This is a genomic window from Ornithinibacillus sp. FSL M8-0202, assembly GCF_037975285.1.
Classification (GTDB): Bacteria; Bacillota; Bacilli; order Bacillales; family Amphibacillaceae; genus Ornithinibacillus; species Ornithinibacillus massiliensis.
This window is the reverse complement of record NZ_CP150248.1, coordinates 1,314,114-1,327,368: the sequence shown is the minus strand read 5'-3', so window position 1 is coordinate 1,327,368 and position 13,255 is coordinate 1,314,114. Positions and strand designations below refer to the sequence as shown.

Here is a 13,255-nt window from a genome sequence, read left to right as displayed (position 1 = left end):
AATATAAAAACTTACCAACCAAGACATTTTAAGAAATAGTTAAAGAGGCTGGGACAAAACTAGCCAGAAAGTAATAAAAAACTGGTTCTAAGCGATTGAAAATTGCTTGGAACCAGTTTTTTGAAATCATTTCCATTTCCTAAACTAGATTTACCCATTTTGGCGGTATACTTCCTCAAGTTTACCGCCATAAGCGCAAATCCTAATTCATTTATCACTTTCTCTTTTCCTCTAACAGACATTCGAGTGAAACCCAAATTAGCCTTCAGAAATCCGAAGACTGGCTCCACATCGATTTTACGTTTACCGTAAATTTCACCAGTTTTCTCGTCTGAAAGCTTCTCCCTGACGTATGCTTTTTGAGATTCCCACTTTTCATTGAGATATACTTTTCGATTGTTTCCCTCTTTCGCCTTTGTACACATGGAGCGTAAAGGGCATCCGGAACAATCTTCGCATTCATAGACTTTAAATTCGCGTTTAAATCCGTATTTGTCGGTTCGATGGGACACATGGCTGAATAATAATTTCTTTCCATTCGGACAAATGAATGCATCATCCTCTTCATTGTATTCCCAATTGTCTACATGAAAAGCATTGTTTTTGTGTTTTCTTTTCTTCTCCTTTCGATACTGATTATATGTAATAAGAGGTGTTCTATTTCTATTATTCATAATATCTTCATAGTTTTGTTCACTACCATACCCTGCGTCTGCCACGATATATTTAGGTAGTTCAAAGAAGCGTTCTTCAATCGTATTCAAAAAGGGAATCAACGTACGGGTGTCGGTTGGATTTGGAAACACATCATAAGCGAGCGCATATTGGCCTTCCGTCGCAACTTGAATATTATATCCAGCCTTCCGTTGTCCGTTTCCCATATAGTCATCTTTCATCCGCATAAATGTGGCATCATGATCTGTTTTTGAGTAACTATGGCGGTCTTCAAAAATCTCCATATCCTTTTGATAATTTTGTTTCCGCTCAATAAAATCTTCAAATTGCTTACGATATTGTTTTGGTGCTTTTCGCTCGGAACGAAGCTGTTTCCGCTCAACACCAACGTCACTCGCTTCAATTTCCTTGTCGTATGCTTCAATTTTTTCACTCAGTTTTTCCACAATTTCTTTCATTTCTTCAACCGAAAGCTCTTCGAAATCGTCCCGTTCTATTTCAGGAATGATTCGCTTCTCAATTAACTCATCGTACATTGGATTGGACTTTTCAATTAGTTTTTCACTATAATTTTCAACCGATTTTCGCCATACAAATGTGAATTTATTCGCATTGGCTTCAATCTTTGTGCCATCAATAAAAATAGCCTCTTCTTCAATTACTTCTTCCTTTACCAACTGAGATCGAAACTGTACAAAGCACTCACGTAATAACCCTTTCGCTAATGGGTGCACACGAAAGCGATTAATCGTTCTGTAACTTGGTTGATGCTCCTGAGATAACCACATCATTCGTACACTATCTTCTAATAAGGCTTCAATCTTCCTGCCCGAAAAGGCAGACTGCGTATAACCACAAAGGATAATTTTCAACATCATCCGCGAAGCATATGGCGGACGACCTGTATCTTTTCTAAGTGGTTCAAGAGCACTTTCTGGAATACTTTCTACTAAATCATTAATGGCAAAGGCAATGTCATTTTCTTTTAATCTAACTTCCAAATCCATAGGTAATACAACTTGTTTCATGTTATAATACGACATAAGGACACCTCCGAAAAAAGTTATTGGTCGTACTTTAATTTTATCAGATGGTGTCCTTTTTGTTTACTTTAATATCAGAAAATTGCGTGCAAAAAATAATAAGCATGGTCCTTACCGTTAAAACGTTGGTAAGGACCATGCTTATATTAATTTACTGGGGTTTTGTCCCAGCCTCTTTTTTATATGAAAAAACTAGCTGTTCATGAATTAGTTACTTGTATCTAATGTCTTACTAATGATATACAAATACCCTTTTTTTAGGGAGTAGGTCTTGATACAATCTATTTTCATTTTTTTAAATACATTACTAATAGGAATAAAAACCTTTTAGTAGGAGGAGAGCTTTTTAAAATGATTACGATAAGTTTATGTATGATTGTTAAAAATGAAGAAGAAGTACTGGCAAGGTGCCTTGATACAGTAAAGGATATTGTTGATGAGATTAATATTGTGGATACTGGGTCTTCTGATAAGACGGTCGAAATAGCTAAAAAATATACAGATAGAGTCTTTTATTTTGAATGGATAGATGATTTCGCTGCTGCACGAAATGAATCGTTTAAATATGCAACAAAGGATTACATCCTGTATTTGGATGCAGATGATGTGTTACTTGAAGAGGATCAAGAAAAGTTGAAAAATCTTAAGAAGACTCTTGATCCATCGGTTGATTCAGTGTCAATGTATTACAATGCGGGTATGGATAGCTATGGTAACGTAACATTAACGTATCGAAGAAATAGATTAGTCAAAAGAAGCAGAAATTTTCAATGGAAAGGCGATTGCCATCAATATCTTGAAGTATACGGAAAAGTCATCAACTCAGATGTAGCCGTGACCCATAAAAAGATTAGTCATTCCGTAGGGAGAAACTTATCCATTTATGAAAAGAAATTAGAAAGAGGAGATACCTTTACGCCAAGAGACTATTTTTATTATGGAAATGAACTTCGAGAAAATGGATATTATGAAAAAGCAATTGAAAACTATAACCATAATATTGAGATGAAAGAAGGCTGGATAGAAGATAAAGTATATGCATGTATCAATAAAGCAGACTGTTACCGTTTTTTGGGAAAGTTAGACGAGGAGATCGCTTCTCTGTATGAATCTTTTCGGTTTTCTAAAACACCTCGACCTGAATCATGTAGTCGAATAGGCTATTATTATCAACGAAACAAGGAGTATCAGTCAGCTATCTATTGGTATACTTTAGCTACAGAGCTTGAAGATGACTTTAATAAGTGGAGTTTTACTTATCCAGCATATTCAACATGGTATCCTCACCTACAAATGTGTGTGTGCTATTATAATCTTCAGGATTTTAAGCGATCTTACTATCATAATGAGAAGGCAAGGGAATATAGGCCAGATGATGAGCGAATTCTCTTTAATAAGGAATTACTTGAATCGAAGGTGAGCAGGGAAGTTCTAGAGAAGGAAGGATAGTTATCTTTGATAAGTAGAGGATATAGAATGAATCTCTAATTCCTATAAAAAAGCTACTAACCATCAAGGGCCAGTAGCTTTATTTTTATAAGCGATACGTTTAATAAATATTTATTCGTTTAAGCTTTTAAATAAAAAGTAATCGTTAATATTTGTTGTAAAAAAAAAGACGTTATAGATTCAAATCTCATGGAATCTATAACGCTAAATAAAAATTACTCGCTTTGGTTCGTGGTGTTTTTATTTTTAGCCGTTGCCATAATTCCTGGGAAAACAACTGGACATTGAGGAGGAATTGATGGAGTTGGGCATTGCTCCGTTAGAATATCCCTAGGCTGACAGAAGTCTGCCACAAGTTCTATTGTAACATCTGCAACTGATTGAACACTTTGACAAACATTTAAGAATAAATCAACACTTTCTAAAGCTCCAGCAACACAGTTTACATTGACACTACAATCAATATCAGATACTCGAACGACAAGTCGAGTTCCTTCTGGTGCGCAAAGGAATACGGATTCTGGAATGTCTATTTCAATTTCATCTGAAATAAAGACAAATGGCGTAGTACCATTAATACCGGTAAATTCAATGACTACATTAAGTGTTTTTACAAATGATACACGTTGTAATGTAACTAATGCACCATCTATAACAAATTCGCGATTTTCTCGCTCACCTGTTTCGGTAACTGGTATTATAGCGTTTGGTGGAAGTGGATTACCTGTAAGCGGGTCAACAAGATAGCAAGTTGCTGTTAAATTGCTAACTGCTGGACCACATGGATCAAAAGGTAATGCACCTATAGCTGCTGGTAAGATAGATTGATTTAAGTCTTCTTGTAAAACGACCCAATCATAGACTTTTTCTGTGTTTATGCAAAGAAGCTCTTGAGCTCCTTGTAATGGTAGTTCCTGCATCAGTATATCTCTCCTTTTCAATAATTTATTATCAGTAACAAATTATGTGTTTACACTATATTTGGAACTGTACAAAAGACTATTTTCTAGGATTAATATCTAAAATGTATCTTTACCTAATTTACTCACATAGGTTAATGAGACTGGAAATCTGTCACACTGAAGGTTAGGATCTCATAAGATATCTTAAATTATTGTGCTATGAGGTGGATAGAATGTCTAAATCCTATACAAGGGAGGATGTTCAAAGCTTACTTAATCAGCTCAAGAAATATCGAAAAGTAATACGAGAATATCAGGAAAATGATCTAGAATATTGTCAAATAAAGTCCGAAATGAAGAAGGTAAAGAGTAGATTAGCAGAAACGAGAAAAAGACTGATACACATGGAGGGAAAATACAAAGACTGTCTATTCGATTATTATAAAATCAAGGAAGATAAGGAATCATTATTACAAGACCTAAATAAGTTGAAGAAGGAATTAAACCCTACGAAGATGATTGAGAAAACAGAGAAAAACAATCCAATTGCAGAATCTTTACCAGATAAGAAAGAACAGAAAAGGGAGAAAGCCCCTCTACATGCTAACGAAATTTCTACAGATAATAAAAAATCAACGGCGTCAGTTCGAAAATATTCCCCAATCATGAAGGATTTGGATAAAAAAGAACACCAAAAAGAGATGATGCAATTCAACATATCAATACTAAATAGACTGTTTATAGAAAGAGAGGAGTTTAAGGATATAATGTCTATTTACAAGGACAACAATATGGACGAAGGAACTAGTAAAAGTGATAGAGAATCGATTGAAAAGCAGAATGTTGAAAGTACGGTTATTAAAGGTGCCGAGCCAGCTAATGATAATGAGCAAGGTTCGGATCTATGGGCAAAAGGAACCGAGAAAGAGACAGTGGATGTTAGCCATGTAAATACAACGCTTACTAATCTACAAAGTCAAATAATGGAGATTAAAAAAATCCTTGAAGAAAGGAAACCACCTAAAGAGACTAGACCATTTCCATCTACTACTTCACCCACTCCCACACCCATAAGCAATCCACCTAAAAAAGAGATTACCTTTAGGGATTTGAGAGGATTAACCAATATTGAATCAATACCTGGAAAAATACCTGAGAATAAAACTAGCCTCCATAAAAATAGTTCCACAAATTTTAATCAACACACACCATCTAGTAAACAAAAGGCAAAGCCAGTATATGTAAGAAATATCGAAATAAAGGAAAATAAGAAATTGAAAAATAACGACAACAAAGAAGAAGGGCAAGTTGAAAAAGAGAATCCAGTGGTTCAAGTAGAGAAACTACCAGAGCAACAAGAAAAACCAGTGGAAAATGTGGTGGAAATAACATCAACTGCTCCGTCAGAACGAGTGAATGAAGAGGAATATGTACAGCATTCCAAAATAGGGAAAATGACAGAACAACCAAGACAGGAAGAAACAGAATCACAGGATAGAGAACAGTTAAATCAAATTGGCAATAAGAAATTATCTACTCCTCAAGTAGACGAGGAAAGTCCGGTATTAGGTAAACCTGATACAGTAATGGAGGAGAGTGAAAAGGAAGAAACAGAATCGAAGAATGGAGACCATTTTGATCAAATTGCCAATCAGGACTTATCTATTCCTCAAGCGGACGAGGAGAGTCCAATATTAGGTAAACCTGATACAGTAATGGAGGAGAATGAGAAGGAAGAAACAGGATCAAAGAATGGAGAACAATTAAATCAAGTTGCCAATCAGGACTTATCTATTCCTCAAGCAGACGAGGAGAGTCCAGTATTAGGTACACCTGATACAGTAATGGAGGAGAGTGAAAAAGAAGAAACAGAATCAAAGAATGGAGAACAATTAAATCAAGCTGCGAATCAGAATTTATCTACTCCTCAAGTAGACGAAGGAAGTCCAGTATTAGGTACACCTGATACAGTAATGGAGGAGAATGAAAAGGAAGAAATAGTGGACGTTGAGCCGAATTATGTTAACACCAACGAAAAAACAGAGTTAGTACAAAAGGAAGCTGTTGTGGAAAACACACAAGAAGAACCACCATTACGGGAGGATAAATTTACTCTAAAGTCATTTTGGAAGAAGCTAAAGAAATTCTATGGGTAAGCTATATAACCACATATTAGTTTTTCAAAATGAGATGTTTCCAATTAAGTTTGTTTTGCCCCAGAGTGGCTAGACCGAGTACGTAAAGGCTTATCTAGCCACGGGCATTGTTTATAGGTAATTCTCTCATTATTTCTTCAGTAGTAGTAGTAAATTATCAAACTCTTTACGATTAACTTCAATAGCATTATCTAATTCGTGAATGATAGCACTGAGATCAGCATCGTTTGCATTATTTGTAGGGGGGATCTGATTGGTTATGTTTCCTTTTACTTTGTAATCTACCAGCATCGTAAGTATGATATGGTCTAATTGTTCTTGAATGCTACTCTCGGTGCCGATTTGCTGAAGTTGGTTATGTAGTAGGTTTTGTAAGAGTATCCATAACTCATTATGGTGAGTCAATTCCTTACCTCCTTTAGCCTGTCGTATTAACACTAATGGAATTAAGAGAATTAATTCCTTCTTTTTCGGACTCTGTATAAAGGAATGCTTGAATAGAGCAAACATTAGACCGTGTATTTTTCCAACTAACCTGAAAGTCTGAGAACGCTATTTTCTCAAGTGGCTTTACTTCCTTATTCGGAGTCAACTGAAACCAATACTCATGTTCTTCATTCCGTTCTGGCAGTTGCTGCCAATAACTAAAAGGTTCTGAACTATCTGCTTGTGCTGATTTAGTAAGATACTTACCAGTAAACTTGTAGGTGCTTGTTGTATTGACTTTTAAACATAAATATAATGCAGCGAGTGTATTACCTGTTAGATTGTGAATATGGAAATCACCTAATATAATATTTTCTTCTTTCGGATCACTTGTCATATTGACAGAATACGTAAAAAATCCAAGTATTGAATTAATATTCGGCTTGCTTTTATAATCCTTAACTAGTTCATATAGTTCGGTAGTGAACGCTTGCGTTTGGTTATTTAATTGAGCTATTTTATTTCGTAATGTATCAAAACTCAACATTACCACCTCCATAACATGTAACGTTACTATACATATGCAAAACACTAATAAAATATTAAACAGCAATCAAGGAAATCAAAAAACATGTAAGGGTGTTATGAATGGAGAGTAATGAGTCGGTTATTATAATTCCGAAAGAGGTATTAAAATTAATTATTCAGAATTGCTATCAAGCATTACCATATGAATGTTGTGGTTTTTTAAGTGGCCGTCAAGATAATGAAGTTATTTCAAATTGGAATTTGAAAAATGAGGCAAAACTAAAGAAGCAATTTAAAGTAAGTAGTCATACAGTTGGAGAGGTACTTAGAAGGATCAGTGCTAAGGGGGAGAAAGTAATCATTTTATATCATTCGCATCCGACAGCACCCCCTATCCCATCAAAGGAAGATCTACAATACCATCCAGATGAAGATATTAAAATGCTAATTATTTCGCTTATGAATAAAGAGATTCAATATAAATGCTATCAAGTCTCAGGGATGGAATATAAAGAGGTACCGGTCCAAATTATGGAATCGTAACTCCTAAATTATACTAAAAGTGTTCTACGACTAATATTCTGACAGTAAACGATACCTCTGAATTAAAATTAACAGTTGCAATAATCTGCTCCGGAAATACTTGTGTTTCCACTATTCATAACATCTGTTTATTTTTGGTGGTTTGCATATCACTCATATTGTATGTCTTCCATAGGAACTACGTATGATGTGAGAGCAAATATTAATTTACCTAATTCGCTAAACCATATAGTTTTGCTTTAGCTATATGAGAAATCAGTCATCACCAGGGTTAGAATCATCGATTGAAGCCGTTGCTCCAGATTCTTCATTATTATTTTTGAATCCTTTATTAATTTGACCGGCGTTCTCGATATCACCGGTAGCCTTATATCCGGCAACTTCCATATTGCTTGTTGTACCATATAAGCCCATTCCACCGAGTTCAACTTTTAACTTTTCTGGTGTATTGTCTTGTTTTTCACTCATCGTAACACCTCCTGGTATTATTGTGACCACGAGACTGATGTTTATTCTGGAAAAATAAGTGAATAATGCAGGCTAGCAGGATTAGCTAACATCATTTGTTCCAAAAGAGAAAATAAAGAAGAGGATGAGACAATAGGGGCTCAACCTTGTCCTTTCCTCCCGCAGGAATCTACGCAAATTTCCAGAGCTAGTATCGTGTATCATTCGGTTTTACATTTAATTCTTTTGTTATGTCCCATCCACTTCTAGTTCTACACCAATGTTACTTTTTCTCGACAACCCACCATTGATGTGTATTGTTATATAGCGTATAAGGTAATGGTTCAATACCCTTTAATCGATTGTTATATGCCCATACATTATTTGGTGTATAAAGAATAAGCGCAGGCAGCTCTTCGGAATAGAGCTTTTGCCAATCATGATATACATCTAAACGGTAGTCTTGCTCAAAGGCTTCTGGTGTTTTTATAGCTTTGTTTAATAAATCGTCAGAATCTGGATTATTCCAACGTGAAAAATTATATGCAGCAGTCGATAACCATAGATTAGCTGGATCTGGCTCGGTACTGGATAGATTCCAACCTAATAAGTATAAATCCCAATCATTGTTATCATTGGTTAAATCCTGGATGAAGGTAAACATTTCCTTTGGCTCTCGAAGTTCAATTTTAATTCCAATCTCCTCAAGCATTTGTGCAATTAATGGGCCCGTTTCTTCCCGAATTGCATTGCCTGTAGGATAATCGAAATGTAATACCCACTCATTTCCGTCCGGATCTTCACGAAATCCATCCTCATTTGTATCCACATAACCTAGTTCATCTAACAATGCTTTTGCCTCTTCTGGGTCGAAGCTATAATGTTCTGTTGCGCTTTCATCATATGCCCAAAATGATTGGGCGATAGGAGAGTGAAGTAATTGTCCACGTCCGTTTAATAATTCCATAATTAATTGTTCTCGATTTATAGCATAAGCGATTGCTTGTCGAACTTGTGGTTCGGAAAGCTTTGGATTAGGTTTCCAGTTAGTTGGGTTAATGATGCCGTTCTCGACATCCTCTTTTGTCTGGTGATGCAGTTTGAAACCGAGTATTTGATAGCTAAAATCAGGCTGCTCCACTAAGGTGATATTTTCCAAGTCACGTACTGTTTCGTAATCATTTGCAGAGATTACATCTGGATTTGCTATTATATCCACTTCACCTCTTTCCAGCAGTCCTGCGATAACTGATTTTGCTACTACTCGCCAAATGATTTCGTCAAGATATGGTGTGCCTTGCCAGTATGCATCATGGCGTTCGAGAATGTATTCCTCTCCTTCAACTGCTTTAGCAAATTTAAACGGTCCTGTACCGATTACTTTTTCTGGATTTATGGATGCCTCTGCACTAGGCATATCGGCTATTGGAATTTCTTTAAATATATGCTCTGGAATGACTGGAAAGCTTGCAATATAAAGTGGATTTATCATTGGTTCCTTAAACTTAAAGGTGACCGTATACGTATCATCTGCGATAACGCCTTGGAATTGATCGGTGTCTCCGTTAACATATTCGGAATATCCCAGTAGTGGCTCTACAAATGCAGTGTGAACCCCACCAGCTTCTGTATAATCAGGGTCTGCAATGGACTGATAAGTAAATACAACATCATCTGCAGTAAATTCTTCTCCATCATGCCATTTGACCTCTTCTTCTAGGTAAAGGGTTAATTCAGTTTGATCTTCATTAGTCTCCCAGCTTTTTGCTAACTTAGGAATGAATTCTAGTTGTTCATTTTGACCTACTAAACTCTCATGTGTAAAGGAGAGAATGTTCGCTTCGTAAGGATCCTCATAAAATATGGGATTAAACATTCCCGCTGGTGGTTCATACATAGCACCAACAATAGATCCACCAGGTGTTGGCTCGCTAGCTTCTTTCATTATATCTTCTTTTTCTGGGGCGGAATTCTCTTCCAAAGGATTATCTGTTTTATCATCACATGCTACTAATAGAATACTAACGAAAATTCCTATGATAAAGATTCGTATACTGAGTTTTTGTGAGAACAAGGTACTTCCTCCTCTATTCTTGCTGTTTATAGTGGGGCAAGACGCTAATAACCAATGAACGACAACAGTTTATTTATAAAGCATGTAAACATGGCGTGATTGGATATGATTTTCGTAACATCTTATGAAAGGTTGTTTTATATTATTACTTTTCAAGGATAAAGAAATGAGATCGACCCTAGTTGAAACAAGGTAATGTTCTATTTCATTTTTTGGTGATAAACTAGAAGAAATAGAATAAACTCGAGGTGTAGAAAATGGATTTACATACGTACGTTACATTAGATGCAACAGATTTGGCAGAGTTAGTTCGAAAAAAAGAGGTAACCCCTACAGAGCTTGTACAGTTAAGCTTGGAGCAATTAGAAAAAGTTAATCCGGATATTAACGCAGTCGTTCATGATAGAAAGGAAAAGGTTTTACAAGAAGCTGAGAAACTAGGCATTGGTGAAGCTACTTTTTCTGGTGTGCCCTTTTTATTAAAGAACATTTCCCAACGATTAAAGGGAGAGCCAATCACTTCAGGTTCACGGCTTTTGCGTTCGAATTTTGCTAAGGATAATTCTAATCTAGTGGACAAGCTACAGCAGTCAGGATTTTTATTCTTGGGGCATACGAATACGCCAGAATTTGGATTAAAGAATATTTCAGAGCCTGTATTATATGGTCCATCAAGAAACCCTTGGAATACAGAATATTCTCCAGGAGGATCTAGTGGTGGCACAGCAGCTGCAATTGCGGCCGGGGTAGTACCAATAGCCGGGGCTAGTGATGGGGGAGGATCTATTCGTATACCAGCGTCCTTTTCGGGATTAGTCGGATTAAAACCAACAAGGGGACGTACACCTGTAGGTCCTGGTAATGGACGTCAGTGGCAAGGGGCATCGATTGATTTTGCTTTATCTAGAACGGTTCGGGATAGTGCAGCATTATTAGATATCTTACAGGTTGTTCAACCCGAAGCTGCTTTTCAAACGCCGCTTTTCCCAGGCAGTTTCCAAGAAGAAATGAAAAAACCTTTTGATAAACCGTTACGCATTGCTTTCTCGACGAAGTCTCCTGTAGGCACACCGGTGTCTGAGGATGCCAAGAATGCAGTTAGGAACATAGTAACTTGGCTGGAAGGTGAGGGCCATTATGTGGAAGAAAGAGATAATGGTGTAGATGGTATTCAGCTAATGCGTAATTATTACCTGATGAATAGCGGGGAGATGGCTTCTCTAGTTCAAGAACTGGAAGAGGCATTCGGTAGAGAAATGACAGCAGATGATATGGAGATCGAATCCTGGCTATTAAGTGTTGGTGGTAAGTCCGTAACAGCAGCTGAGTTTTCTGCGAGCCTTGCAGCTTGGGATATTGCGGCAGCGCAAATGGCCGAGTTCCATCAGGAATATGATTTCTTTATAACACCTGCAACCGCCTATACAGCACCAAAGGTAGGGGAACTTACCCACTCTGATGCTAAGCAAATGGAATTAAGAGAGCGAATTGAAAAACTGGATAAAAGTGGGCAACAGGAGCTAATTTATGAAATGTTCCTACCGAGCTTAACCTATACACCATTCACGCAGCTTGCAAATTTAACTGGACAACCAGCTATTTCATTACCTGTCTATTTATCTGAGCAAGGCTTACCCTTAGGTGTACAAGTAATGGCAACTAAGGGAGAAGAACACCGTCTTTTACAATTGGCCTATCAGCTTGAGCAAACATCACTTTGGATAGATATGCTGCAAAATCCGTTTTTAAAGGAAATGGGTAACAAAGGCCACGTACCTCGTTTATAGAAGAAAGAGACAAGCCTTATTATTGGTTTTTCTTAAGGTTTGTCTCTTTTATATTCCAACTTATTTTCACTATTTAGGTTTGGTACAAGTTCAAAGGGGTGTATAGGGTAAAGAATAATAGAAATAAACATAGCAATTTATTTAAATTAAAACGTTTATACACCTCTTTTTTTGAAAATAATGTATTTTAAGTATCCTTTTACTAAGTACTTGATTTTTAGTATAGTTAAAAGGAAAAGTAATTTATGCAGAGGGGCGTTAGTGGATGCAGGAGACGATTGTGTATAACGAAAAAGTAGGAAAAGTCATCGAGAATATTAATAAAGTAATGATTGGAAAAGAAGACGTAGCTGTTTTAAGTTTGGTAGCTTTACTTGCTGAGGGCCATGTTCTACTTGAAGATGTGCCTGGTGTTGGAAAAACAATGTTAGTTCGTACATTAGCTAAATCACTAGATTGTGATTTTAAAAGAATACAATTTACCCCAGATTTATTACCTTCTGATGTAACCGGTGTTTCAATCTATAATCCAAAAGAAATGGAATTTGAGTTTCGTGGTGGACCTATTTTAGGCAATATTGTATTAGCGGATGAAATCAATCGTACATCACCGAAGACACAGTCTGCACTTTTAGAAGGCATGGAAGAAAAAAGCGTTACGGTTGATGGAAAAACAATTCCGCTGCAAAAGCCTTTTTTCGTAATGGCAACACAGAACCCGATAGAATATGAAGGAACATATCCACTACCAGAAGCTCAATTAGATCGTTTTATTTTGAAACTAACGATGGGATATCCATCTTTAGAGAACGAATTGGAAATGCTAGAAAGAATATCCAAAGAGCACCCCATTGAAACAATTTCACCTGTCATGTCAAAAGAAGAATTAGTTTTAATCCAAGAAGAAGTTCGCCAGGTTTATATAGAGAAAAATGTTCAACAATATATTGTTAATCTTGTCCGTGAGTCGAGAAACCATGATGATATTTTTCTAGGAGTTAGTCCACGTGGGTCAATTGCCTTGATGAGGGCAGCGAAAGCTTACGCATATATCAATGGCAGGGATTTTGTTCTTCCTGATGATGTGAAGTATTTGGCTCCATATGTACTAACACACCGGATTATCTTAACTTCTGAAGCGAAATATGACGGGAAAACAGCAAGACAAATAGTGGAGCAGGTAGTCAAACAAACATTTGTACCAATTCGAAAGGAATTTTAGGTA

The 13,255-nt window shown here is 36.5% G+C and carries 11 protein-coding genes; 5 read left to right on the top strand and 6 right to left on the bottom strand.

Annotated elements, in window-relative coordinates; translation table 11 throughout:
* Positions 1-59: 59 nt before the first annotated feature.
* Positions 60-1,703 carry an IS1182 family transposase gene (locus MKY78_RS06810; RefSeq protein WP_339217085.1) on the bottom strand — a complete coding sequence of 548 codons (1,644 nt, stop codon included), beginning with the start codon at positions 1,701-1,703 and terminating at the stop codon, positions 60-62.
* A gap of 366 nt (positions 1,704-2,069) precedes the next feature.
* On the opposite strand from MKY78_RS06810, the gene MKY78_RS06805 reads away from it, so the two are divergent.
* Entirely contained in the window at positions 2,070-3,167 is a 1,098-nt protein-coding gene (locus MKY78_RS06805; protein ID WP_186869062.1) for a glycosyltransferase family 2 protein, read from the top strand.
* A 215-nt stretch (positions 3,168-3,382) separates the two neighbouring features.
* Here the strand turns inward: MKY78_RS06805 and MKY78_RS06800 are convergent, their stop codons facing one another.
* Entirely contained in the window at positions 3,383-4,087 is a 705-nt protein-coding gene (locus MKY78_RS06800) for a hypothetical protein (protein WP_186869061.1), read from the bottom strand.
* Between the two features lie 215 nt (positions 4,088-4,302).
* Here MKY78_RS06800 and MKY78_RS06795 point away from each other — a divergent pair, with 215 nt between their 5' ends.
* Complete coding sequence (locus tag MKY78_RS06795; protein ID WP_339217084.1) at positions 4,303-6,225, top strand: hypothetical protein; 1,923 nt, start codon at positions 4,303-4,305, stop codon at positions 6,223-6,225.
* Positions 6,226-6,354: 129 nt separating this feature from the next.
* Here the strand turns inward: MKY78_RS06795 and MKY78_RS06790 are convergent, their stop codons facing one another.
* Both MKY78_RS06790 and MKY78_RS06785 read right to left on the bottom strand, forming a co-directional pair.
* A complete protein-coding gene (locus MKY78_RS06790; protein ID WP_186869059.1) occupies positions 6,355-6,630 on the bottom strand; it encodes a hypothetical protein in 276 nt (91 codons plus the stop codon).
* A gap of 13 nt (positions 6,631-6,643) precedes the next feature.
* Complete coding sequence (locus MKY78_RS06785; RefSeq protein ID WP_186869058.1) at positions 6,644-7,195, bottom strand: hypothetical protein; 552 nt, start codon at positions 7,193-7,195, stop codon at positions 6,644-6,646.
* Between the two features lie 104 nt (positions 7,196-7,299).
* Between MKY78_RS06785 and MKY78_RS06780 the strand changes: the two genes are divergently transcribed.
* Positions 7,300-7,722 carry a M67 family metallopeptidase gene (locus tag MKY78_RS06780; protein WP_186869057.1) on the top strand — a complete coding sequence of 141 codons (423 nt, stop codon included), beginning with the start codon at positions 7,300-7,302 and terminating at the stop codon, positions 7,720-7,722.
* A 255-nt stretch (positions 7,723-7,977) separates the two neighbouring features.
* Here MKY78_RS06780 and MKY78_RS06775 read toward each other — a convergent pair whose 3' ends face one another.
* Both MKY78_RS06775 and MKY78_RS06770 read right to left on the bottom strand, forming a co-directional pair.
* Positions 7,978-8,190 (bottom strand): hypothetical protein, encoded by a 213-nt coding sequence (locus tag MKY78_RS06775; protein ID WP_339217083.1) that lies wholly within the window; start codon positions 8,188-8,190, stop codon positions 7,978-7,980.
* 262 nt (positions 8,191-8,452) lie between these two features.
* Positions 8,453-10,243, bottom strand: a complete 1,791-nt coding sequence (locus MKY78_RS06770; RefSeq protein ID WP_339217082.1) for an ABC transporter substrate-binding protein — start codon at positions 10,241-10,243, stop codon at positions 8,453-8,455.
* A 257-nt stretch (positions 10,244-10,500) separates the two neighbouring features.
* Here MKY78_RS06770 and MKY78_RS06765 point away from each other — a divergent pair, with 257 nt between their 5' ends.
* Both MKY78_RS06765 and MKY78_RS06760 read left to right on the top strand, forming a co-directional pair.
* The gene (locus MKY78_RS06765) at positions 10,501-12,030 is read left to right on the top strand and encodes an amidase (protein ID WP_339217081.1); all 1,530 of its coding nucleotides are present in this window, start codon (positions 10,501-10,503) and stop codon (positions 12,028-12,030) included.
* Positions 12,031-12,295: 265 nt separating this feature from the next.
* A complete protein-coding gene (locus tag MKY78_RS06760; RefSeq protein WP_339217080.1) occupies positions 12,296-13,252 on the top strand; it encodes a MoxR family ATPase in 957 nt (318 codons plus the stop codon).
* The last annotated feature ends 3 nt before the right edge of the window (positions 13,253-13,255 follow it).